Here is a 22370-nt window from a genome sequence, read left to right as displayed (position 1 = left end):
TCTCAATCCACGTATCGAAATTCGTTCGTCATCAGCAATGCGTGACAAAAGGCCGCCCATGCTTTGCTGCGGTGGGTCACGTCGCTTTTCGTTTCTGTCTGGACGTCGGTGGCACTAAGCTGTTGAATCAGCGCAAGCGACATGCGGACCTCTGATTCATTGGGTTCGCGTTGCAGTACAGTTGCAAATACATGTTCCACCCGACTGCGGTCGTTAGGGCAATTCGCTTTCAACACGTTCGACGCCAAGTGTGCTGCCTGTTCGACGACGAACGGACTGTTCAGCAAGAACAGTGATTGGGTTGGAAGCGTCGTAACATCCCGTTTGCCCATGATCCCAACGCCGTCCGGCAGATCAAACGCCGCCAGCTGTTTCGGCGGAGCGTGGCGAAGCATACACAGGTACAAACTGCGATGGTTGCTGTCGCGATGGAGGTCGGTCGCATTGCCTGGCGGCCAATTGATCAGCACGTCGATATCATCGATTGCGGATCCCTGTTCCGGTGAATAGTCAATCGTCCCGCACACTTGCAGAACGCTATCCCGCAATGATTCCGCATCCAATCGTCGCCGCAGATGTCGCGCGAAATAATGATTGTCTGGATCGATCCGACGATGTTCGCTGTCGCCGTTGCTGTCTAATCGGTAAGTCCGTGACAAGATAATGTCGCGGATCAAGCGTTTCATAGACCAGCCTTGATGGACAAACCGGTTGGCTAAATGATCGAGTAGTTGTGGGTGCGATGGGCGAGCCCCGTAGACACCAAAATCGTCGGGAGTCGCGACAATGCCTTGGCCAAACAGGTGCTGCCAAATTCGATTCACGATCACGCGGGCCGTTTGTGGATGATCGGGTGAGGTCAACCAATGGGCTAATTCCAAACGACCACTGCGTTCAGGAGCGATCTGCATTTCGGCCGCAGCAAAGTCGCTGTTTACGTTGATCAATTGATACGCCGTCAAGGTCCCGCGTGGCGAGATCGGGCCGAGTTGATTACCCTGGCCGTTGATGTGGATCTTGCAATCGCTTGATTTCCCTTTCTCACGCACTCCCATCGCAAAACCATACGGCGGAACCACTCGAACCCCGCGTGGTTGGCCGGATGCTGAATGTAGCAGGATCGCATCATCGTCGGTCAATGCAGTCGGGAACAACGCGAACGCGGCAACGTTTCCTGTAAGCGGTGCAAAATCATCGCTTCGGTTGGCCAGACAAAACTCCGTATTGTCGCCAAAGGTGGCTTTCATCGGGGTGTCGATTTCGAGCTGGCCATTGAGAAACACCTTCACGTGGTCGCCATTGCGGACGAACGCGACGTGGTTCCAGCTGCCCTCGGGGATGATGGTCTCGCCCGCGACAGAGGTTTTGTCGATGTTGCCATTGAATGCAAACAGTTTGCCGCTTCGCGACGAATCGTGTTTGCCGCCGATGCCTAGATGATCGCCGGGAAGTCCGCTGGCTCGCGGTTTGCCTCGCGAGAACAGGTAGGCCGTTATCGGCCGGGCGTCATTCTTCAGCGTGTTTCGAAACCAAAACGAAACCGAGTACGACTTAGCGGGCTTGTCGATATTGCCAACTAAGGTTGTCTCTTTCACCGATGCAAATGTCTTTGCCGAATAGCTTGCCGAGGGCGTCACGGTCAATCCAACGGGCGGTGCGTCGAGACGGACATGCAATTCAGGCGACAGTGAGTCGATCACGGCGGCATAGTCGCTCGGAAAGTCAGGCGGATTTGATCGATCAGGCTCCTTTTGGTTCGCAGCCCACTGCGACCTCAGCTCATGCAGCGGCGTCGGTGGGGCGGTCAGTTTCTGATTCGCTGCGGCGCCGTACAGGGTTTGCGTGCTCGAAAAAATTCCCGCCAACGCATAGTAGTCGCGAGTCGGAATGGGATCGTGTTTGTGATCGTGACAGCGGGCACATGCTACGCTCAATCCCATCACGCCGGTGCAAACGACGTTGATTTGGTCGTCGACGACATCCATTGCAAAGTTTTTGTTCATCGCCACCGCTGGCTTGGACCCGATGGCAAGAAAACCGGTGGCGATCAGTTGGCGGTTTCGTTCTGCTGGCGATTCCGCTGGCAACAAGTCGCCAGCGATTTGTTCCCTCAAGAATTGGTCATAGGGTATGTCGTCGTTGAGCGCATCCACGACGTAATCGCGGTAACGCCAAGCATGCGGAAAGGTCGCGTTACGTCCCAAGCCGTCGTCACCATTGGATTCGCCATAGCGTGCAACGTCTAACCAATGCCGTCCCCAGCGCACGCCGAATTGAGGACTCGCCAACAATTGGTCAACAAGCTGCTTGATGGCGGTATCGGGATGTTTTTGGTAATCGCTGGCAAAGACGTTGACCTGCGCCAGCGTCGGTGGCAAACCAATCAAATCATAGTACATCCGCCGCACCAACGTCCGTGCGCCTGCATCATCGGCGGGGGCCAATTCCGCATCATCCATTCGAGATAAAATGAAATGGTCGATCGGATCACGAGCCCATTGCGGATCGCTAACGCTCGGAATCGTAGGGGTTTGCCGAGGAAAGAACGACCAAAGTGCGTCAGTGTCCAATGTTTCGACCGGCGTTGGTTTGCCGGTATCTTCACGCGGATCCGCGGCCCCCATCGATACCCAGGTCTCGAAGTCTTTGATGACCGAATCGGGCAGTGGCGCCTCGGGGGGCATTTCCAGATCATCGTAACGCAACGCCTTGATGATCAAGCTTTTGTCGGGGGCGCCGACCTGCAGCGATGGCCCCGATTCGCCTCCGGTACGCATGGCGTCTCGGCTGTCGACTCGCAGTTTTCCGCCGATTTCTTCGGACTCCGATGAATGGCATTCGTAACAGTGCTGGATCAAGACGGGGCGAATCTTCTTCTCGAAAAAAGCCGTCGGGTCCTCAGCAGCATCGCCGCGGTCGCAGACGACTGCGAACGCCAACCACAACGAGGCGTGTAGGATTCGCTTCATGATGAACGGCGAGGGAAATGGGGAGAGGCAAAAGGAGGGAATCCTGATTGTTAAGGATTAAGTAAGTAAATGCAAACTTTTTCGAAGAAAAGTTTATCTCGATGAGTTTTGCTCTATAGACAGATCGAAACGCCCCCTGCTCAAGACAGGTTGGATTACTGAATTCCCAGCGAATGGTCAAACCGGATTGCTTGAGCTGCAATGCTTGAAGTTGGCTGCTTATCGATGCGTGCTGCTTTACGCGTGTTCGGTGGGCAAATACGATGGCGTGCACACTGTGATCGATGACGGTTCGCAGTTCACCCCCCTTCTTACTATTGCAAAGCATACCTCCGATGATCCAATCTCTGTTTTCCCATCACCTGTTTGCATGTGCGCTGACGTTAATCCTGGCTGTCTCGTTCAGCGGCAATACGACTCGATGTTCCGCTGCGGATGAATACGATTATGACCTTGTGCATTCGTCGGTTAGTTTTAAGGCACGTCATTTAGATATCAGCTGGATTCACGGTCGATTCAATGATGTCTCTGGCAAATTTTCAATTGATCGCGAAACCCCTGCCAACTCGACCTTCGCATTGACGATCAAGACCGACAGCGTCGACACCGCCAACGCGGCCCGCGACGAGCACCTTCGTCAACCCGATTATTTCGACACCAAGCAGTTCCCCACCATCACTTTCCGAAGCACAAGTGTCAAACCAATCGATGGTGGCTACGAAGTCCAAGGCGACTTTACGATGCATGGCACCACGAACGAAATCACTCTCGTGTTGATGGGCGGAAAGGAACACGACATCATGGGTAAAAAACGGGTCGCGTTTTCAACCGAATTGTCACTGAAACGCAGCGATTATGGATTTGACAAAAATGCGATTGGTCCGATCGGCGACAAGGCGCTGGTCATGATCGATTGTGAAGGCGTTAAGAAGTAGCGGATGCCCGAACCGCTGCTGTATGCAAAAACGTTTGTGATAGCGATGGTCGCCAGTGCACTCTTTGTGCTGGCGATCACCAAGTTGCGTGTCGTCTCAGCATTTAGATTGAATCTGGTTTGCATCATAGCGATTGCGATTGGGGTGGGGATTGGATTCATTGCGATGCGGCTGCAGTGGCAGTGGCCTGCGGCTAGTGCGCTCGACCGATTTTTAACGCTCGTCCTACCTGCAGTTCTGGTCATCGAATCGATCACGAACCATCAACGAGTGCCCGATCGAATCAAGTGGGGCGTTCGTTTCTGCTTCGCATTAGCGGCGGCGCGGATCTTGATTCATCAATCGGTGTACTTGACCGATCCGGATGACGGGAAACGGTGGCAATTCGATTGCATCCTGCTACTTTGTGCCGGCATGGTCACTGCTGTTTGGTGGTCGCTTGGCCGGTTATCACGGCGATCTCAAGATACCGTCTCGATTTCGTTGGCGCTTTGTATGTCGATTCAGTCCGCAGGCGTCAGCGTGATGCTGGCGGGCTACATCAAAGGAGGAGCGGTGGCGATCCCGCTGACCGCCGCGATTCTGGGGACGGCACTCACGGCTGGTTACGCAATCCGACGCAGCCAAGACAAGTTGCCCCTTTATCCGGATGCGACGATTGGCATCTCTGTAGTCAGTCTGTTTTCAGTGCTTTTTATCGGTCACTTCTTTGGACGTCTTTCAGCCGCTGATGCGATGACGTTGATGATCGCACCAACGCTCTGCTGGATCAGCGAAGTACCGGTGTTTCGCAACGGGTCAAAATGGGGCGTCGTAATCGTGCGACTGGTTTTCGTCGCGACTCCATTGATGGTTGTGTTGTTGGCAAGCAAACGAGAATTTGATCGCAACTATGCGCCGCTGGTCGAAAAACGTGGAGTGAACATTTTTTTTGAACAAACCACACCGGCGTATTGCACTGCGTTAAAATGCTCGCCCCTCCCGTAATTTCCCTCCACCCACGGATCCTGCCATGACCGCGACACGAAACCGTCGTTCGTTTCTAAAATCCACTGCGATTGCCGGTGCCGCAATCACGCTGCCAGCGTTTCAGTATTCAAGAGTCTATGGAGCCAACGATCGTCTGAGCATTGCCAGCGTGGGGACCGGCGGCAAAGGGTGGAGCGACTTGAATGGCGTCGCAGCCAGTCCGCATGTGCAAGTCGTGGCACTTTGCGACATCGACAGTTCGGAAAAACACCTTGGTCAAGCCGCCAATCGATATCAACAAGCTCGGCAATACGACGACTGGCGAAAGTTGTTGGACATGTCCAATGAGATCGAAGGCGTGTTGGTGTCGACGCCTGATTTCATGCATGCCCCCATTGCCTTGCCCGCAATGCAATTGGGCAAGCACGTGTTCTGCCAAAAACCGCTCACCCATTCGGTTCACGAAGCACGGCAAATGAAGTTGGCAGCCCGGAAGTACAAAGTGGTGACACAAATGTGTAACCAAATTCAATCGCACTCGGCGTATCGAACCGCGGTGGATTGGGTGCATCGTGGGTTGATCGGCAAGGTCAAAGAGGTGCATTCGTGGCAGAGTGGTAGCCCTTCGTGGCCGCGGCATCTAGATCGTCCCACCGGCAATGACTCGGTACCATCCAACGTTCGCTGGGACTTATGGCAAGGCGTTGCAGAGGAACGTCCTTACAAAATCGGAATGTATCACCCGTTTAATTGGCGCGGTTGGCAAGCGTACGGCACCGGCCAACTGGGGGATTTCGGCTGCCATATTTTGGATCCCGTTTTCAAATCTCTGAAACTGGGGTCACCGAACACGTTGACCGCTGAAGCACCCAAATTGTTCCCCGAATCATGGACTGACAGCGCAACCGTGCGTTACGAGTTCCCAGGTACCGAGTACACCGCCAACGAGACGATTCGAGTGACCTGGTATGACGGCGTTGGAACCAAACCACCGCGCGAACAGCTAGGCGACGTCCCCGCCGATTATGCACTGCCTGCGGCGGGATCGGTGCTGGTTGGCGAAAAGGGCTCGCTCGTGATTCCGCACGTTGCCATGCCCAAATTGTTTCCCGAAGACAAATTTCCGGCGGACAAAACGCCGGTCGTCGAAAGTGTGGATCACTACACGCAGTGGGCGGACGCTTGTCGCGGAGCGGGGGAAACCACTTCGCACTTTGATTACGCCGGACCGTTGACCGAGACTGTGCTGCTCGGCACGATCGGCATCCGCTTCGCTGGCCAGACTCTCAATTGGGATGCCAAGTCGTTGGCGATCACCAACAACGCCGACGGCCAAAACTACATCACCAAGCCGTATCGCAAGGGCTGGGAACCCGTCTGGGTTTAAGCAGCGTATCCAACGCCACCGTCCCCATCCAAATGCCCAAAACCTAAAAAAGGTGTTCGACACCTTTTTCTCTATCGTGAATACGATTGCCGTTGGTGATGACAAGTGACTCCCCTAACATCCCATGCATCATCACCAAGTCCCGCTGAGAGGCGTTCGTTTACTTGCAGTCCTAGCAATGGTGATCGTATCAATATCGGTCGCCATTTGGAGTTCAATAGCACTGATATCGAACTGCGTCGATGCATTGCGACTTCGAAATGCGGTCTTGGTGGATGCGCGGGTATCGCATATTGAAATTGTAAAACGCGGCAAAGCAAAGGATGCCGTGTATGTTACCTATTCGTATGAGTATCAAGGCCAACGTTATAAACATCGAACTCAGAAGATCACGCTGTTTGCACCGGGATTCAAAGTGCACGGTAAGCTAATCCACGCATTCCGGACCGGAGAAGCTGTTCAGTGTTACGTCGACCCCGACCGGCCATCGCTAAGTGTGTTTTCAAAAGAGTTTTCACGCTCTCTGTTTTTGCTGTCGGCAATCTTTCCGATCGGTTTTGGATCCGTCGCGTTTATTATCGCGACAAGTCTCGTTCGTCGTGTCCGCGAAGCCATTCGCATGGACGGACGCTAGCTTAAGAATGCGTGCTAACGCGTTGCAAAAACGGAAGTAGTAAGTCGGGTGTGACAGCAACACTCGAAGCGAGGCCTGAACCAACTCAATCTTGCTGTCTAGCTGAGAAGCTGTCCATTGACCTTTGCTTGAATCGTCGATGGCACTGGATTCATGATCGACTGGTGAATGAAACAGCTGTTTTTGCCGACTTCGATCATCTGCCGAATCGCTTCTTCGGGTTCATCTGATTCAATATCCAAATGAGTGACGACTTCAACACCTTGGCCAGCCAACGTGCCTTTGATGATAGAGCCTTCCATCGTGAACCGCGTTTCCTGTGTAAGCTTCATGCTGCGGATCTTCAGTTTCCTGACCGTCGCGTAACGGGATAGCTGAGTTAAAAAGCAGAACGCGATGCTTGCACTATAGTATGCGAGCGGCGGAGGCGCTGTATCGTCACCGTCCAAGTACGGGCCCTCGTCGCAGATGATTTCAAACGTGCTGCCTTTGGGTTGATCGACCCGAACCGTTGCCCGCTTACGCATGTTTTCAAGCGATTCAGCCTCCAATCGCAACACGACTTCCCGCTTTTGAACCGGCTGTAGACTGGATCCATGCTCATCGGGATCGGAAGATTCGCAGACTTTTCGGACAATGGGTGTGCGGGATTCGTGTAGCGCCATGGATGAGGTCCGATTTGAATTCGAGTAGCGGTTAGGTGATCGGCTTGTTATTAGTACGTGCCCGTAGTAATGTTTTAAGTGGGAAGCGCGAGCCTTGTGTGCACCGCTAAATCGCGGGCCATTAGCCGGCCTCGACCGAAGAAGAAGATGCGAGAGCGTGGTAACGGTCTGCTACGTTTTTAGCGATGACAACAATCCTCGAAGCACGAGATCACCAAAGCGATCGTTCACAAATGACGTTTGAAGAATCTATCCCAATGCGGCTTCGACGAGCCTATCTGACGATACATCGGGTGGCGCAATCCCATTTCGCTCCGTTCAACGTAACGGCGGACCAATTTGTTTTGCTGTCGCTGCTGGCAGAGGAAGATGGAATCACGCAGTCGGAACTCGGCGACCGCATGGCGTCGGACGGAAACACGGTGGCAGCGATGCTGAAGTTGCTCGAGCAGCGTGAGTATATTCGTCGAGTGCGTTGCAAAATCGACGGTCGCGCGAGGCGAGTGTATTTGACAGCGGCGGGAAGACGACTTTCAACGAGGCTCAGCCGCAGTTCCGAAGATTTGAGGTCCCTCATCGAAAACGCGGTGACGCCGGCCGAACGAAGGAATCTTGACGTGTCGCTCGATCTAATTGCTAACGCGGTTACAGCGAAGGAAAACAAAGGAACAAACGCAGGCTGACCCCATCGATCAGGTTCCTCACTACACGCAGTGGGCGGACGCTTGTCGCGGAGCGGGGGAAACCACTTCGCACTTTGATTACGCCGGACCGTTGACCGAGACTGTGCTGCTTGGCACGATCGGTATCCGGTTCCCTGGCCAAAGCCTGCATTGGGATGCCGAATCGCTGAGCATCGGCAACCACGCGGACGCCCAGCACTTTATCAGCAAACCGTACCGTAAAGGCTGGGAACCAGCCTGGCTGTAGAGCTGACCACTCTGGCCAATCGGACGTTGACGACAAAAAGGTGTCGGGCAGAAAACGGTCCGACACCTTTTTAGCGGAGCTTGGCGAGGTAGATACTCGTTTTGCCTTCATGCGACGAGTAGTAGCTGACCCACAGGTGATCGTCGTGCCAGACCATACCTGCGTAACTGGTGTCGCCGCCCGAGGGTAGGGCGATCGCCTCGGTCAATTTTGCTGTGGTTGGGTCGAGCCAGCAGAGCGAAGTGCGAACTTTGTTGTCGTACAACCGCACGCAAGCGATGATTCGGCCGTCAGGCAGCTGCATCATATCGGGGCCTCCGATGCGTCGGTCGAGACTTTGCCAGTCCCACTCAGTGTACGGCGGCTGCGAAGTGCCGAGGAGTCCGGTGTTGGGCGTGCCGTCTTGACGCAACAGACAGTAGGCGGTGTCATCGGGCAAAAAGATGAGCGAAGATTCATTGGGATAGGTCCCGCCCGCGTCCACCTGTTTGATCAACGCGTCGAAATCCTTGCCATCATCACTACGATAAAAACTCAGTTGGCCTTGGTTTGCTCCGGTGCCGTAACCGAATCCGTAAGCCTTGCTATCGTGCCAAGAGATTCTCCAGAGCCAGTTGTCGAACGTTCCGATCTTCTGTTTCTCGCTCCAGGTGCGTCCGTCGTCAGAAAACCAAACCAGCGATTGATGATGCCGCCCATTGGGCGTTTCGATCGCTTCGGCACCGGCCAACATCAGACGGTTGTCTGGCGTGACGGTGATTTTGGCATCACGCAGATCGGAATCATCGGAGGTCACCAGCGCCGCCGATTCCCAATGGACGCCTTCGTCGGACGTCAGCACACGCAGGGCCCCGTCCGGCGAAACGTGCGCCGACCCTTCGCGGAACACGCAGTACCACCGATCCTTGAACCGGACCAAGTCAGTGAATGCGTTATGGGGTGCGGCGTTCCAAATTCGTTGGACATCGACCAGGACCAGTTCACCTTGATTCTCACTTGGATTGCTACGCGAATCATTCGTAGCAATCGCGTTATCGGCTGCATTGACGACGATGGGAAACAGAGCGAACGCAAGGATCGGGAGGACACGGTTCATGGTGGGCTACTCTACAATGAAAGGAGGGAAGGTAACGTAGGAGCGAATCTTCGTGGCAGGTGCGAAGGCGTTTCGGCTGTTTTGAAGTAGTGATTTGCCGGGAAAAACGGCAGTAGCGCAACTTCAATATACAGGTGCGAAGGGGGGAGAGCGTTTTCGTCGCGGTGAAGCCACCGAGTTCACCAGTCTAATGCTTCACCGCACCGCTAACATGGTCGATGACATTAGGATTGCGGCGTTTCGCTAGATAAGTTTTCTCTAGATATGACGCAGCTTCCTACGTTGTCGAGAATTGGAAGCGTGCTGTGCGACCGGAAAATCGCCTGCGGTTCTTTTGGCCGAGCGGGGCAAATTTCTTAGCAGAATGCCAGCCTCGCTGGCTGCACGACTTGTCGACCAGCAGCGGCGTGGTAATTTACCGGTCAAGCGGTTGCGGCCAACTGACTTTTTTCCGTTTCGCAAAACTCTTGTCGCCAAACACAAATGACCACATTTTTCGCCACTGGCTCAAAAGACAGTTCGCTAACCAGCGAAGACCTTCGCAATGCACTTTTGCAGACGTTTTCGGCGATTGGAACGCCCGAGCGGGCTCTGTTGTTGCCGCCCGACCACACACGGCTGTTCAGCCGCGCCGGTGAGCTAACCGTGCTATGCCACGAGATTCTCGGGGACCGCGTCAAGGACATCATGCCCGCTTTGGGGACGCATTCGCCGATGAAGGCGGACAAATTGAATCACATGTTCCCCGGCGTGCCGCATGATCTGTTCCGGCCCCATCTGTGGCGTGACGATGTTGTTCGGCTGGGCACGGTTCCCTCGGAATTTGTTTCCGAGGTCACTGGTGGCATGTATGACCGTCCTTGGGAAGCTCAGGTCAACCAACTGCTACGCGATGGAGGTCACGATTTGATCTTCTCGCTCGGCCAAGTCGTGCCGCATGAAGTGATCGGGATGGCGAATTACAACAAGAACGTCTTCGTCGGCACCGGAGGCAAAGATGGCATCAACGAAAGCCATTATCTAAGTGCGGTCTACGGAATCGAACAGACGCTCGGACAAGCCAACACGCCGCTGCGTCAGATTCTAAATTACGCCTCCGATCATTTCTGCAAAAACCTGCCACTGGTTTACGCGTTGACGGTGATCGAACAAATGCCTGACCGCAGTTTGCACACCCGCGGTCTTTTCATCGGCGATGATCACGAAACGTTCTTTCAAGCCGCAGAGTTGGCAAGCCAAGTCAACATCACGATGATTCCCGAGGCCCCCAAACATGTGGTCGCCTATTTGGATCCGAACGAATTCAAAAGCACTTGGTTGGGCAACAAGGCGATCTATCGGACTCGATTGGCTATTGCCGATGGTGGACGATTGACTGTACTTGGCCCTGCAGTCGAAGAATTCGGCGAAGACGAACAGATTGATCATCTGATTCGAAAATACGGATATCGCACGCGAGAAGAGGTCATTCGTTTGGTGGCCGAGAACGAAGACCTGGCTGCTAATCTTTCGGCCGCTGCCCACTTGATTCATGGTTCACCCGAAAATCGTTTCGAGGTGGTCTATGGGGCCGGGCATTTATCGGATGAAGAAATCCGATCGGTCGGTTACACCCCAGGCAATTTGCCCGAATTGATGCGTCGCTATGATGTCGACACGTTGCAGAACGGTTTCCACACGGACGAAGACGGCAGCGAATTCTACTTCATTCAAAACCCATCACTCGGATTGTGGCAATCCAATCGTGGCGGGTGAGGGGTTCGTTCTAGCAACCCAGAGCAAGACGTAAGTCGACCGCGAAGATAAGGAGTCGCCGATTACACCCGGTCGCGGTCTTCGACGCGAATAAGATCGCGGTCTAAATGGAACGCTGGCACCGATGGTGTAAGTGCCAGCGTCGACTGAGCGTTCGCTAACTCACTTGCACTTCGTTACAAACTTGACAGAGGATGCCGGCCTGCCGAATCGTGGGTACCAGTTCTCCGCGGAGTTCGTCCGAAGGCAACTTGCCGCGAAGCACGACGGATCGATTCTCGAACGAGATTTCCAATGAAGCCAAGTAGCGGCGTAAACGGTCATTCAGCCGGAACATCGACTGAATCCGGTCAAGCGTCCGCTTTATGTTCGATTCTGTGTTGTTGATTGCATACATCTTATTTGCCTCCGAATTCCCGGTTCTGGGTAGGTCACTACCATGAGTAAGCGGGAAATGACGCAAGAATGTGACTAAAAAAATGTGTCTGTTTTAAAGTTTCGTTATCATTAAGTTCCAAGCTCAAGAATTCTCGAATTTTCCCGCAAACTTCCTTGCGGGCGAGAAGCTACACTTTTGATTGTCGTCATGACATTGCACTTTGGTTTCCCAAAGCCGAATGTCGTGACAACGCTCGCAAACGCTGTCGAATCTTATGTAAATTCGAGGCCTTTCCTTTGAAGGAATGACCGCTTGACTGAACCAACACCAGATCATGCAAACGACGTTCCAACACAGATTCCGCAGCCGGCGGTAGGGCGGTTGAGCCTTTATTTTCGTGAGCTCTATCGACTTCGCGATTCAAAGACCACCACGATCAACAGCAAAGAATTGGGCAAGCTGGTGAATGTGTCGTCGCCGGTGGTGCGGCGTGATCTGAGTGCCCTTGGCACGATCGGGCAACGAGGTGTGGGCTATTCGGTCGATGCGTTGATCGAGCGGATCGGGCAGGTGCTCGGATCGGGCCGGCAATGGGAAGTGGTATTGGTCGGGGTCGGCTCGCTCGGCGACGCGTTGCTGAGATATCGTGGGTTTAGCCGACTTGGGTTCAAATTAACCGCTGCGTTTGATATCGATCCATCCCGAATCGGTTCAACCATTGGTGGGGTACGAGTGCTTGATGCAAAGGAGCTCGAACGCGTAGTAACAGCGGCACCACCGAGTTTGGCAATCCTAGCGGTGCCGGCCGATAACGCAGCCGAAGTGGCAACGCTGCTGGTCAAGCTAGGCGTTTCGGGAATTCTAAACTTTGCACCGACGACCTTAAAACTGCCACCACGTATCGCAGTCGTCAACGTGGATTTGGCGAGTGAGCTGCAGCGGTTGGCATTTGCCGTGCAAAGCGTGATGTAGCAAGGACGTTCTTGTACTGCTCTGCTCGAACTCAATCTACTATGTAGCGAAACCTGGTCGCGGGCTGCTGATTTAGTCCAAACGCAACTCGAAACGGTGAGCCGTGGGCCGCGAGGCACCGGGGCGTGCGTGGGACCCGGCCGCTGACGCGTCGCGGCTCTTTAAATCAACAAACCGTTCACCACGTGATTCCGCGCGATCACAAATCTCGGGCTCTGTGCCGAGAAATTCTGGTTTGCGATCAACCGTAAACTATGTTTCAGCGAGCGTGCGTGTGAGTGCACCATCGATGATGGCGTGCTTCGCATGAATCACAGCCCTGCAATCGATGAAACTGTTACGACCGGAACCTGAAACGTGCGAACCGAGCTGTCCGCCGAAACCAAACAGACATATCAAGTCGTTGCCTTATTGGCGACGGTCTTCGTTGTAGCAATCCATTATCAGTCAGCGGCACCCATTTCCGCATCGCTGGAAGCGGCTTCGACCAATCAGCTCGTCCAAGAATTTTTAATTGGGGGTGTTGCTCGGTTTGCAGTTCCGATGTTTGCGTTTGCTGCCGGATTCTTTTATTTTCGCAGCGATGACGGGTCGCTCGGATGTTACCTACGAAAAATTCGTCAGCGCTGTCGCAGTGTACTGCTGCCTTATTTGGTGTTTGGCGGCTTCGCCACCGCCATTTGGCTGGTCTCGCGGCTTGCGGATGGCAAGTCCATCGGCGAAATGTCGACCTTGAATCTGCTGGCTACGTGGCTGCTACGGCCGCCAGCCGAACAATTGTGGTTTTTACGCGATTTGATGGTGCTGATCATTGCGGCACCGGTGATCCGCCAAATCGTTCGCCTGCCTTCCTCTGCAGGACTGTGGGGAGTCGGGTTGCTGTGGCTGAGTCATTATCAGCCGTTTCCGCTCGTCCATGGATGGTACCTGTTACATACCGAAACGCTGTTCTTCTTTTGCGTTGGCTGTGAAGCGAATCAACACAGCGAGGCACTCGATCGGCTCGGTCGACTGAGCACACCAACGGTGCTAGGTTTCGTCATCGTTTGGATCGACTTGATCATCGCTCGCATCATGCTGCGACCTGATTTTGATTGTTGGTACACCACCGACTACAGCGTCGAAAGTTTACTGCTTCATAAGGCGTCGATCCTCTGCGGCTGTTTCTCGATTTGGATGGTCGCATGGAAACTTCGCCACCCTGCGTTGGTTCGATTGTCGGGCGCGGCGTTTTTTGTTTATTTGATACACGAGTTTCCGCTGCGTGCGGTGTTGGAACGGATCATAGGAACAATGTTGGACAAAGGAGTTTGGTTCTGGGTACTTGCCCCGGGGGTGACGGCCGGTTGTTTCGCCGCCGCCATGCTGATGAATCGTTTCACTCCACGTGTGATCGCGTTGGTGACAGGCGGTAGGACTCCCGATTCGGCGATCAAGCTTACCGGAGCTGAGGTCCGACGCCCGGTCTATTCTGTGGATCCCTCCTCCTCGGCCGCAACGACTCGCTAAGGCAATCCTTTATCATGATGCTTCTCGTTGTCTTATTCGCACTTGCAGCGATCGTTTGGTTGATTCCCCTGATTCATGCGGGGCGGACGTTTCAAATGGCGACCCTCGTGCTGGTGATCGGCACGGTATTAGGACCATCGTTTTTTGCGATCAATGGCCCCATTCAACTTAGCCTGGATCGATTGTTGTGGATCGCAATGTTTGGGTTGGTGGCCATTCAGTGGCGGATGGGCGAGCTTCGAATTCCACAGCTCAACCGCGTCGACGCGGCCGTCGCTGCAATCACGGTGTGGTTGTTGGTCAGCGTGATGATCGGCGGAGCCAATCCGGCAAACGAACCGCCGCCGATTGCCAAGTGGTTGTTCTGCATCGCGATGCCACTTGGGTTGTATGTGATCGCTCGCATTAGTGAGGTCAAAGAGTCTGATCTACAGTGGGCCTATCGAGTGCTATTGACGCTCGGTTGTTATCTGGCGGTCATGGCGCTCTTTGAAGTCTCGGGGCTGCATGCCCTTGTTTTTCCAACTTACATCGTTGATCCCACTAATTGGGAATTTTTCGGCCGCGGTCGTGGTCCGCTGCTTAATCCCTCTGGCAACGGGATTGTGATGTGCGGCGCGTTGGCGATTGCTGTGCTGGGTGTGATCCGGTCGACGTTTCGCATGCGAGTTTTCTATCTGCTGCTGTGCATGCTGTTGGTTTTAGGCGTCTATTGCACATTAACACGAAGTGCGTGGATGGGAGCGATCGCCACGATTGCGGTGGTTGCGCTGATCTTTTCGCCACGTTGGGTTCGTGTCCTCGGACTCGCCACGGCGGTGCTGATTGGCGGCGCAGGAGTGCTGGGGTTAAAGGACCAATTGCTACGAATGAAACGTGACAAAAACCTAACGTCCGCCGATGCCGAAAAATCGATTCAACTGCGTCCCTTGCTGGCGGTGGTCGCTTGGGAAATGTTTAAAGATCGGCCGATCACTGGTCATGGTTTTGGGCACTACTTTGCGCACTCGGGCAAGTACCACAGCATTCGCAGTTACGACATGCCACTGGAGGACGCGCGGCCGTATGCCCAGCACAACGTGTTCTTGGCGATGCTAGTCGACTCGGGGTTAATTGGTTTGTCGATGCTGTCCGTGATGTTGATTTCGATCACCAGCATGGCTTGGAATCTGGCACGCAACGAAGGCCATTCGGTCGCCATACGTTGTGGGGGATTGTTGTGGTTGGGGGTGTTTGCCGCCTATTTCTGTAACGGCATGTTCCAAGACGTCACGATCATCCCGATGGTCAATATGTTCCTGTTTTTTGCGGCCGGATTGGCGGTCACACTCTATGAACGTGGCGTGGTCACCCGCCGCGTCGAGCGACCTATGCCGCTAGACAACTTTTCCGTTGTTTCGGTAGCACCGTCCGGCGCAGTGGCGCAGTAAAAATCGCCACTAGCGTGTAGGATGCGGTTCCCTGCACCCTCCTGTTCACGCCCACCGACAAGCTTCATGGAATCGAATCTTCGCCAACGTGTCCGCAACACGCTGGACCAACTGCGCAGCGAGCTTTTAGAGCAGCGAACCGCCGACGGACACTGGGTCGGTGAACTGTCGGCTTCCGCGTTGAGCACCGCGACGGCGGTTAGCGCGTTGTCGGCAACCCTGATTCATGCTCCGACCGGAATTGCCAATGCATCTGCGATCGAAGACCAGATCGTGTGCGGGATGCAGTACCTCGGGCAGCAGCAAAACGCCGACGGCGGATTCGGTGACACCGATCGCAGCCATTCCAATATTGCGACCAGCTATCTGGTTTTGGCCGCGTCGACGCTAGCGACGCAAAGCAAATCGGTGGGGCTCGATTCGGACCAACTTGCGGCGCTGAAGTCCTACATTAAATCCGAAGGACAGATCGAGGGGCTACGTCGACGCTACGGCAAAGACAAAACGTTTGTCGTTCCGATTTTAGCGAACATGGCGATTGCGGGTCTGGTTTCGTGGGACGACGTTCCCCGTTTGCCGTTCGAGGCGGCAGTATTTCCGCAGTCGATGTACCGCGTCCTGCAGATGCCGGTGGTCAGCTATGCGATTCCAGCACTCGTTGCGATCGGACAGGCACGACACTTTCATGGCTCAAAAACGTGGCTGCCACTTCGGATGGTTCGTGCCGCGTCGATCAACCGTTCGATGCAGGTACTCCGGCGTATGCAACCCGACAGCGGTGGTTATTTGGAAGCGACGCCGCTGACATCCTTTGTTTTGATGAGTCTTGCTGCGACCGGGCGAGGCGATTGTGATGTCAGCCGCGACGCGATTCGTTTTCTGCATCAGTCAATGAACGCAGATGGCAGCTGGCCGATCGATACCAATTTGGCGACCTGGATCACGTCGCTAGCGGTCTCGGCCTTGGCCGGCGACCCCGAAGACGACGGTTCGTGGTTCTCGCCATCGTTGGTCGATTGGCATCTCGGGTGTCAACATCGGCGACGTCACCCGTTTACCGGTGCTCAACCTGGCGGCTGGGGATGGACCGATTTGTCAGGCGCCGTTCCCGACGGCGATGATACTCCCGCGGCCGTGTTGGCAGTGAAACAGATGCGGCGTCATGCTTCGCCCGCACAGGCCGCTCGGATGGACGACGCGATCCAGGATGCTCGGCAATGGCTGATTGATTTGCAGAACCGTGATGGTGGTTGGCCGACATTTTGCCGCGGCTGGGGAAAATTGCCGTTTGATCGCAGCAGTACCGATTTGACCGCCCACTCGCTTCGGGCGTTCGGTATCGATGGGGTGAGTTCCACAACCAAAGATCGCGCCGAACGATTCTTGACACGCAGCCAAGCGGATGACGGAAGTTGGCTACCGCTTTGGTTTGGCAACCAAGATCGCCCGGACGAAGACAATCCGGTTTATGGCACGTCGCGGGTGTTGTTGGCGGGGGCGGCTGGATTTTTGAGTGACGAAGCCGTTCGCCGGGGGGGCAGCTACCTCTGTGATAGCCAGAACCCCGATGGCGGATGGGGCGGGGGCGCGTCCATTTTACCCTGGATGAACCGCGACCAAATTCGTGATGCGGGGATCCGGGCGGCCGAGGGATTGACCAGCAGTGTCGAAGAAACGGCGGTCGCGATCGAAGCGTTGACGGCAATTTTTGGTAAAAATGGACGTCTTAGCACGAATGATCAAGGAAAAATGCCAAAGGATTCCACCGAGTTGGCTCAAACCGGCCTGAGTGCTGGGAAGAACGACCCGAAACAAGTTATAATCCGTGGCGTTGAATTCCTACTGCAAAGTGTCCACGATGGACGTCATCGTGTGCCTTGGCCGATTGGATTTTATTTTGCCAAACTTTGGTACCACGAAAAACTTTATCCACACGTGTTCACGGTCGCTGCGTTATCAAGCTTCCTGCGATCCGAATTGGATTAAAGTTGGCAAGAGATCCCATCGGCTCCATCCCTTGATGATCCCACCTAAGGAATCTGGTTTGTCGACCGCAACCACTTCAAATAAAACGGCCACCTCCGCAGAGAATCACGCCGAGAATAGTGATGCCGCGAACAATGGTGCCGAATCGGCATCGCGTCCAACGCGTCGCAAAACGAGCCACCTGAAAGACGTTCCACCGACGCTCGAACTTCGCGAAAGTTTGCGATCACGCTGCGCCGAAGTCGCCAATCGAATTGACCGCTCGGTCCCGTTGACCAAGGACCAAATGGAACAGATCGCTCGGCGGTTCCTCGAAGAAGCCGATCTGCCCGAAGGCTACTTGGGGTGGATGATGGTGATGATTAGCAGCGAGTTTTGGAAAGACCAATTGGCGTCGGTGCCACCGGAGCGTCGGTTGTTCCTGCTGCCTCACTGCTTGAAACATGCCGAAGGGTGTCCGGCGGAATACGATCAATTCGGGATGAACTGCAAGGAGTGCGGGGCGTGCAGTATCGCCGATTTCCGCTCGATCGCCGAAGAGATGGGATATCGAGTGTTGGTTGCCGAAGGATCGCCCGTGGTGCTGAAAATCATCATTGGCGGTTACGTCGATGCCGTGGTCGGCGTCGCCTGTTTGAATGTGCTTGAAAAAGCGATCGACAAAGTCCTGTTGGCAGGGATCCCTTGCATGGCGGTGCCGTTGTTGAGCAGCGATTGCCGCAACACCAAGGTCGACGAATCTTGGGTCGAGCAGATGATTCGTACCCCCTACGTCCCGGCAACTCAGCAAACAAAAAGCTACGTTCACTTGATGCGAGCTGCGAGTGAGTTGTTTTCCCCCGATGCGATGAACGATTTGGCACCCCGCGTGCGTGATCAGTCGCCGCTAGGAACCAACGCGGTGACGCCCGATTCGATTGCCAAGCTTGACACGATTGCCGCGACCGAGCATATCGCCTACGACTTTCTAGCCCGCGGCGGTAAACATTCTCGGCCGTTCATTACGTTGGCGGCTTACGATGCAATGATCGGCGGCGATTGTACGAGTGAAAAGGGAGCCGAGGCGGTGGACGCGTTGCCGGTGACGGTGCGTCGTGCCGCGATGAGTATCGAAACGTTCCATAAAGCCAGTTTGGTCCACGACGATATCGAAGACGACGATGCGTTTCGATATGGACAACCAGCCGTGCACCAGCGATTCGGTTTGCCCACGGCGATCAATGTGGGCGATTACTTGATCGGGCTGGGGTATCGATTGCTCAGTCGGCGTGATGCCGATGATTCGATCTCGACCGAAGCACGCGTTGATGTCCTTGATGCGTTGGCGACAGCTCACACGCGATTGGCCGAAGGACAGGGGGCCGAACTGCTGTGGCGAGATTCCAAGAGCCGACAACTCTCGCCGCTTGATGCGCTGAAGGTCTATGCACTGAAAACGTCTCCCGCATTTGAAGCGGCCTTGTATAGCGGAATCCGCTTGGCCGGAGACGCCGAAGCGTATCGCAAGCCGATCCGCGATTTCTCTCGCAACCTTGGCGTGGCTTTCCAGATTCTGAACGATATCGGCGACTGGACCGGCGACGAAAACAACAAACTCGCAGCCGGCGGCGACTTGTTCGGTGGACGGCCGACCATCCTTTGGGCGCTTGCACTTGAATCGCTGCAAGGCGACGAGCGAGAACTGTTGATCAATCTGGTCGAAAATCCAGATGCCTATAGCGACAGTGAACGGCTGGCGATCGCCACGCGGTTGTATCACTCGGCAGGCGTGTTTGACACCGCGATGCAGTTGGTCGACAAGCATCAAGCCCGCGCCGAAATGATTGCCGACGAACTCGAACCCGAGTCGTTGCGTCGACTGCTGTACTTCTTGGTCGACACCGTCTTGGAACGTCCGGAAGTCCCCACACCCAACGTCGTCGCGCTCAGCTCGCTACCGGTCAACTCGCTACCCGTCGTTTGATGTCGCTCGCAATGTCACACCACTTTTAACAGCGTCCGCCAGCGATCCATCCTCGCTCACGATGTTGACTACACACCACGCACGCATTCATGAAGGGTTCGATGTCGCCTAAAAAACTTAGCATCGAAATCGAGCATCTCGTTGGCCAGTTCTACTCGGTGACCGAAGAGGCGGATCGCGATTCGGTAGGCCGCCTTTCCTCGGAACTCGCCTCGTTCGAATCGCTAGTGGTCGTTCCGCCTCCGTTTGACCAATTGCTTGATCACAACAAACACATGACCGTCACGGTCGAGGCGTTCCATGGGCAAAAGGTCGATGTCGTCGTGCATCGCACCAAACGAGTCGACAATTGGTATTCGCGTGAAATCACCTTGGTCACGCAAAATGACAAGAAAATCGTTCAATACGGTATCGTCCGATTGAACGTCGACCAGTTGAGCGAACCGGTGTGGAGCCGGATCGAGAGTGAAACGACACCACTGGGCCGTGTATTGATCGAGCACAACGTGCTTCGTCAGGTCCAATTGTGCGGGTTGTGGCGAGTGGAAGCAGGCCCCTCGCTGGCTTCTATCATGCAAGTCGAAAAAGGGGACACCCTTTTTGGGAGGACTGCATTAATCTATTGCGATGGCGATCCCGCGATCGAACTACTTGAAATCGTCGCGCCGGTTCCCGCTGATTGATTCACCTTCTTCTCTCTGCTGAGGCCTTGGAAATGCAATTGCGTCGTCTCGTCTCAAAACGTCCATCCACTTCGCTTTTGCTGGGCGTGGCTGCATCGCTCGCAATGCAAGTGACCTGTCTTTCGCTGGCTTGCCCTGGCCAAGAGGCCAATTCGATGTCGATCTCGTCGCTTCGGGCGTCTGGACTCAAAGCTTTGCAAGAGGGCAATCGCAATCTTGCGGTCGAGTCGGCCGATGCGATCGTGCGTCTACACAGCAAAGATGCTCGCGCTGTTCGCTTGGCGGCGGACATCTATCTAAGAAGCGGCAAAGTCGATTGGGCCACGCGATTGTTCAACCGGTACGTCAGTGTTGCCCCCGAACAGATGCCCGAGCTTTGGCAGCGTGGGATCGCGTTGTACTTCACCGGGAATTTTCAGGAAGCAGCGAAACAGTTTGAGGCCCACCGCAGCGTCAATCCGAACGATGTCGAAAATGCGGCGTGGCACTTTTTGTGCGTCGCCAAAGCCAATTCGTTTGACGAAGCGAAAAAATTGATTCTGCCGGCGCCCGGCGATCGACGCGTCCCGATGCAGCAAATTTTGGAAATGTTGTCCAGCGGCGATACCGAAGCTGTCAACGCCCGCGTCAATGAGACCGCAGTCGGCACCCCTGAGCGAGCAGACGCCGCATTTTATGGCGACTTTTATCTTGGGCTTTATGCCGACGCCGCTGGCGACATCGAGCGTGCACGCAAGCTGCTGGACCGCGCTGCGAAAGATGCACCGCACCATTACATGGGCGATATCGCGCGAGTCTATGCGGCCCACCTGCACAGCGACGACGCTAACACCAGCGTCAACGAGTAGTCGGTTTTCAACCGCATCGCCCCCGAGGGGAGGGCATGTCCACGGCGGATCCGCACTGCCGGTGCTTTCGTCAAATTGCCATTTTGCTGTCTGTGTTGGGGGCTCCCAATTCGACTTTGTTTGGGCACCGTGACATGGTGGTTTGGGCGACAGCAGATCGCGGCGGCAAAGTTAGCTTCAAAACTGCCGAGATTGTCGCACGAGGATTGCCGGTCGACAACGAATTGATTGGAGAAAGAACCTTCGGGTTTTTGAGTGCAAGGCGACACGGCGGAGCTTTGGGGATTTGCTCCTGAGCATGCCAGTGATTCGACGCCTGAATCACCGCCGGATTGAAACGCAGCAGCTGAGGACGATTAAGATCGAGTCGATTATTGGTACTGGAAACTACAATCATCGACGAATTAGCAACACGCTGAATCGAACGTGCGGGGCACATCGACGAGGCAAGCTTGCGGGCGATATTGAAAAGAGCAACCGTCCTTCTTAATCGGAAGCTCGGCGATTGACTGGCGGGCGACTAAAGCCACATTGTCAACCACATCATAGTTACAAGTGGTGGTGTGGCACTGCCTCCGCCGTCTTCATCGCGTTGGCGATGCACTGGACCAAGCTCGCACGAAGTCGCTGGATCACTTTGTAAAACGCTTGTTCGCTTTTACCCGATTCAACGGCGACGTCGCGAATCACCACGCCCGCCGAATGCACCTTTAACAACAGGTCACGTTTGTCGGGCGGCATTTTTGCGAGACAGTTTTCGAGGTGCTGGCGATAGATCGGCTGGGCAACGTGCTGAGGTGATTCTTCCGCCAACCGTTCCCAAATGTCATCGCTGAACACGAGAGGCGTGCGAGCAATTCGGCGGCGATGTTTTAACGCTTCGAATCTCGCGATGGTTAGAAACCAGCCACCGAACGCAGTGCCTTGTTCAAAACTCGAGAATTTTCGCCAAGCGACTAGGCTCGCTTCCTGCACAACCTCGTCCACATCATTCCAGGATGGTAACAGCCCCCGCAAGAACGAGCGGACTTGAGGTTCATGTTCAAGCAACAGTCGTACAAACGCTTCGCCTTGGTCCGCGTCGTTGCGGTTGGTCTCCGATTCGGTCGTGCTTTCGTCCAAATTTGGCCCCTGTTGTCAAAAATGACCGACGGATGATTCTGGAAAAACAATCATCAATGCTCCGGCTCTTCGCGGCGAGTTTTTTTAAGTTGCGCTATTGTCGTTTTCCGGGCAAAACACAACCTCAAAACAGGGCGT

General features: G+C 54.7%; 19 protein-coding genes. 14 read left to right on the top strand and 5 right to left on the bottom strand.

Annotated elements, in window-relative coordinates; genetic code table 11:
- Positions 1-2 precede the first annotated feature (2 nt).
- Positions 3-2969, bottom strand: a complete 2967-nt coding sequence (locus tag ABEA92_RS19160; protein ID WP_345685463.1) for a DUF1553 domain-containing protein — start codon at positions 2967-2969, stop codon at positions 3-5.
- Between the two features lie 335 nt (positions 2970-3304).
- Here ABEA92_RS19160 and ABEA92_RS19155 point away from each other — a divergent pair, with 335 nt between their 5' ends.
- The 4 genes from ABEA92_RS19155 (at position 3305) to ABEA92_RS19140 (ending at position 6894) form a co-directional block, all read left to right on the top strand.
- On the top strand, positions 3305-3904 hold the full coding sequence (locus ABEA92_RS19155) for a YceI family protein (RefSeq protein ID WP_345685462.1): 600 nt from the start codon (positions 3305-3307) through the stop codon (positions 3902-3904).
- A gap of 3 nt (positions 3905-3907) precedes the next feature.
- Positions 3908-4891 carry a hypothetical protein gene (locus ABEA92_RS19150; protein ID WP_345685461.1) on the top strand — a complete coding sequence of 328 codons (984 nt, stop codon included), beginning with the start codon at positions 3908-3910 and terminating at the stop codon, positions 4889-4891.
- A 25-nt stretch (positions 4892-4916) separates the two neighbouring features.
- On the top strand, positions 4917-6260 hold the full coding sequence (locus tag ABEA92_RS19145) for a Gfo/Idh/MocA family oxidoreductase (RefSeq protein ID WP_345685460.1): 1344 nt from the start codon (positions 4917-4919) through the stop codon (positions 6258-6260).
- 247 nt (positions 6261-6507) lie between these two features.
- Positions 6508-6894 (top strand): DUF3592 domain-containing protein, encoded by a 387-nt coding sequence (locus tag ABEA92_RS19140; RefSeq protein WP_425572461.1) that lies wholly within the window; start codon positions 6508-6510, stop codon positions 6892-6894.
- 98 nt (positions 6895-6992) lie between these two features.
- Here the strand turns inward: ABEA92_RS19140 and ABEA92_RS19135 are convergent, their stop codons facing one another.
- Positions 6993-7559: an OsmC-related (seleno)protein gene (locus ABEA92_RS19135; protein WP_345685458.1), complete on the bottom strand. Its 567-nt coding sequence runs from the start codon at positions 7557-7559 to the stop codon at positions 6993-6995.
- 257 nt (positions 7560-7816) lie between these two features.
- Here ABEA92_RS19135 and ABEA92_RS19130 point away from each other — a divergent pair, with 257 nt between their 5' ends.
- The gene (locus tag ABEA92_RS19130; RefSeq protein WP_345685457.1) at positions 7817-8242 is read left to right on the top strand and encodes a MarR family winged helix-turn-helix transcriptional regulator; all 426 of its coding nucleotides are present in this window, start codon (positions 7817-7819) and stop codon (positions 8240-8242) included.
- Positions 8243-8333: 91 nt separating this feature from the next.
- Positions 8334-8489 carry a hypothetical protein gene (locus ABEA92_RS19125; RefSeq protein ID WP_425572460.1) on the top strand — a complete coding sequence of 52 codons (156 nt, stop codon included), beginning with the start codon at positions 8334-8336 and terminating at the stop codon, positions 8487-8489.
- Between the two features lie 70 nt (positions 8490-8559).
- Here ABEA92_RS19125 and ABEA92_RS19120 read toward each other — a convergent pair whose 3' ends face one another.
- Complete coding sequence (locus ABEA92_RS19120; protein ID WP_345685456.1) at positions 8560-9585, bottom strand: sialidase family protein; 1026 nt, start codon at positions 9583-9585, stop codon at positions 8560-8562.
- Between the two features lie 483 nt (positions 9586-10068).
- On the opposite strand from ABEA92_RS19120, the gene ABEA92_RS19115 reads away from it, so the two are divergent.
- Complete coding sequence (locus ABEA92_RS19115) at positions 10069-11340, top strand: nickel-dependent putative hexonate epimerase (RefSeq protein ID WP_345685455.1); 1272 nt, start codon at positions 10069-10071, stop codon at positions 11338-11340.
- A gap of 157 nt (positions 11341-11497) precedes the next feature.
- Here ABEA92_RS19115 and ABEA92_RS19110 read toward each other — a convergent pair whose 3' ends face one another.
- On the bottom strand, positions 11498-11737 hold the full coding sequence (locus ABEA92_RS19110; RefSeq protein WP_345685454.1) for a hypothetical protein: 240 nt from the start codon (positions 11735-11737) through the stop codon (positions 11498-11500).
- 294 nt (positions 11738-12031) lie between these two features.
- On the opposite strand from ABEA92_RS19110, the gene ABEA92_RS19105 reads away from it, so the two are divergent.
- The 7 genes from ABEA92_RS19105 (at position 12032) to ABEA92_RS19075 (ending at position 21110) form a co-directional block, all read left to right on the top strand.
- Complete coding sequence (locus ABEA92_RS19105) at positions 12032-12691, top strand: redox-sensing transcriptional repressor Rex (protein WP_345685453.1); 660 nt, start codon at positions 12032-12034, stop codon at positions 12689-12691.
- 357 nt (positions 12692-13048) lie between these two features.
- On the top strand, positions 13049-14200 hold the full coding sequence (locus ABEA92_RS19100; RefSeq protein ID WP_345685452.1) for an acyltransferase family protein: 1152 nt from the start codon (positions 13049-13051) through the stop codon (positions 14198-14200).
- Between the two features lie 14 nt (positions 14201-14214).
- Positions 14215-15630 carry an O-antigen ligase family protein gene (locus tag ABEA92_RS19095; RefSeq protein WP_345685451.1) on the top strand — a complete coding sequence of 472 codons (1416 nt, stop codon included), beginning with the start codon at positions 14215-14217 and terminating at the stop codon, positions 15628-15630.
- A 66-nt stretch (positions 15631-15696) separates the two neighbouring features.
- Entirely contained in the window at positions 15697-17616 is a 1920-nt protein-coding gene (locus ABEA92_RS19090) for a prenyltransferase/squalene oxidase repeat-containing protein (protein WP_345685450.1), read from the top strand.
- A gap of 34 nt (positions 17617-17650) precedes the next feature.
- Positions 17651-19579, top strand: a complete 1929-nt coding sequence (locus ABEA92_RS19085) for a polyprenyl synthetase family protein (protein ID WP_345685449.1) — start codon at positions 17651-17653, stop codon at positions 19577-19579.
- 101 nt (positions 19580-19680) lie between these two features.
- Positions 19681-20262 carry a hypothetical protein gene (locus ABEA92_RS19080; RefSeq protein WP_345685448.1) on the top strand — a complete coding sequence of 194 codons (582 nt, stop codon included), beginning with the start codon at positions 19681-19683 and terminating at the stop codon, positions 20260-20262.
- A 32-nt stretch (positions 20263-20294) separates the two neighbouring features.
- Positions 20295-21110, top strand: coding sequence for a tetratricopeptide repeat protein (locus ABEA92_RS19075; RefSeq protein ID WP_345685447.1), 816 nt, complete (start codon positions 20295-20297; stop codon positions 21108-21110).
- 549 nt (positions 21111-21659) lie between these two features.
- Here ABEA92_RS19075 and ABEA92_RS19070 read toward each other — a convergent pair.
- Positions 21660-22232 (bottom strand): sigma-70 family RNA polymerase sigma factor, encoded by a 573-nt coding sequence (locus tag ABEA92_RS19070; protein ID WP_345685446.1) that lies wholly within the window; start codon positions 22230-22232, stop codon positions 21660-21662.
- Positions 22233-22370: the final 138 nt, after the last annotated feature.

Origin of the sequence: Novipirellula caenicola, assembly GCF_039545035.1 — a bacterium.
Taxonomy (GTDB): domain Bacteria; phylum Planctomycetota; class Planctomycetia; order Pirellulales; family Pirellulaceae; genus Novipirellula; species Novipirellula caenicola.
This window is presented reverse-complemented; position numbering and strand designations above follow the sequence as displayed.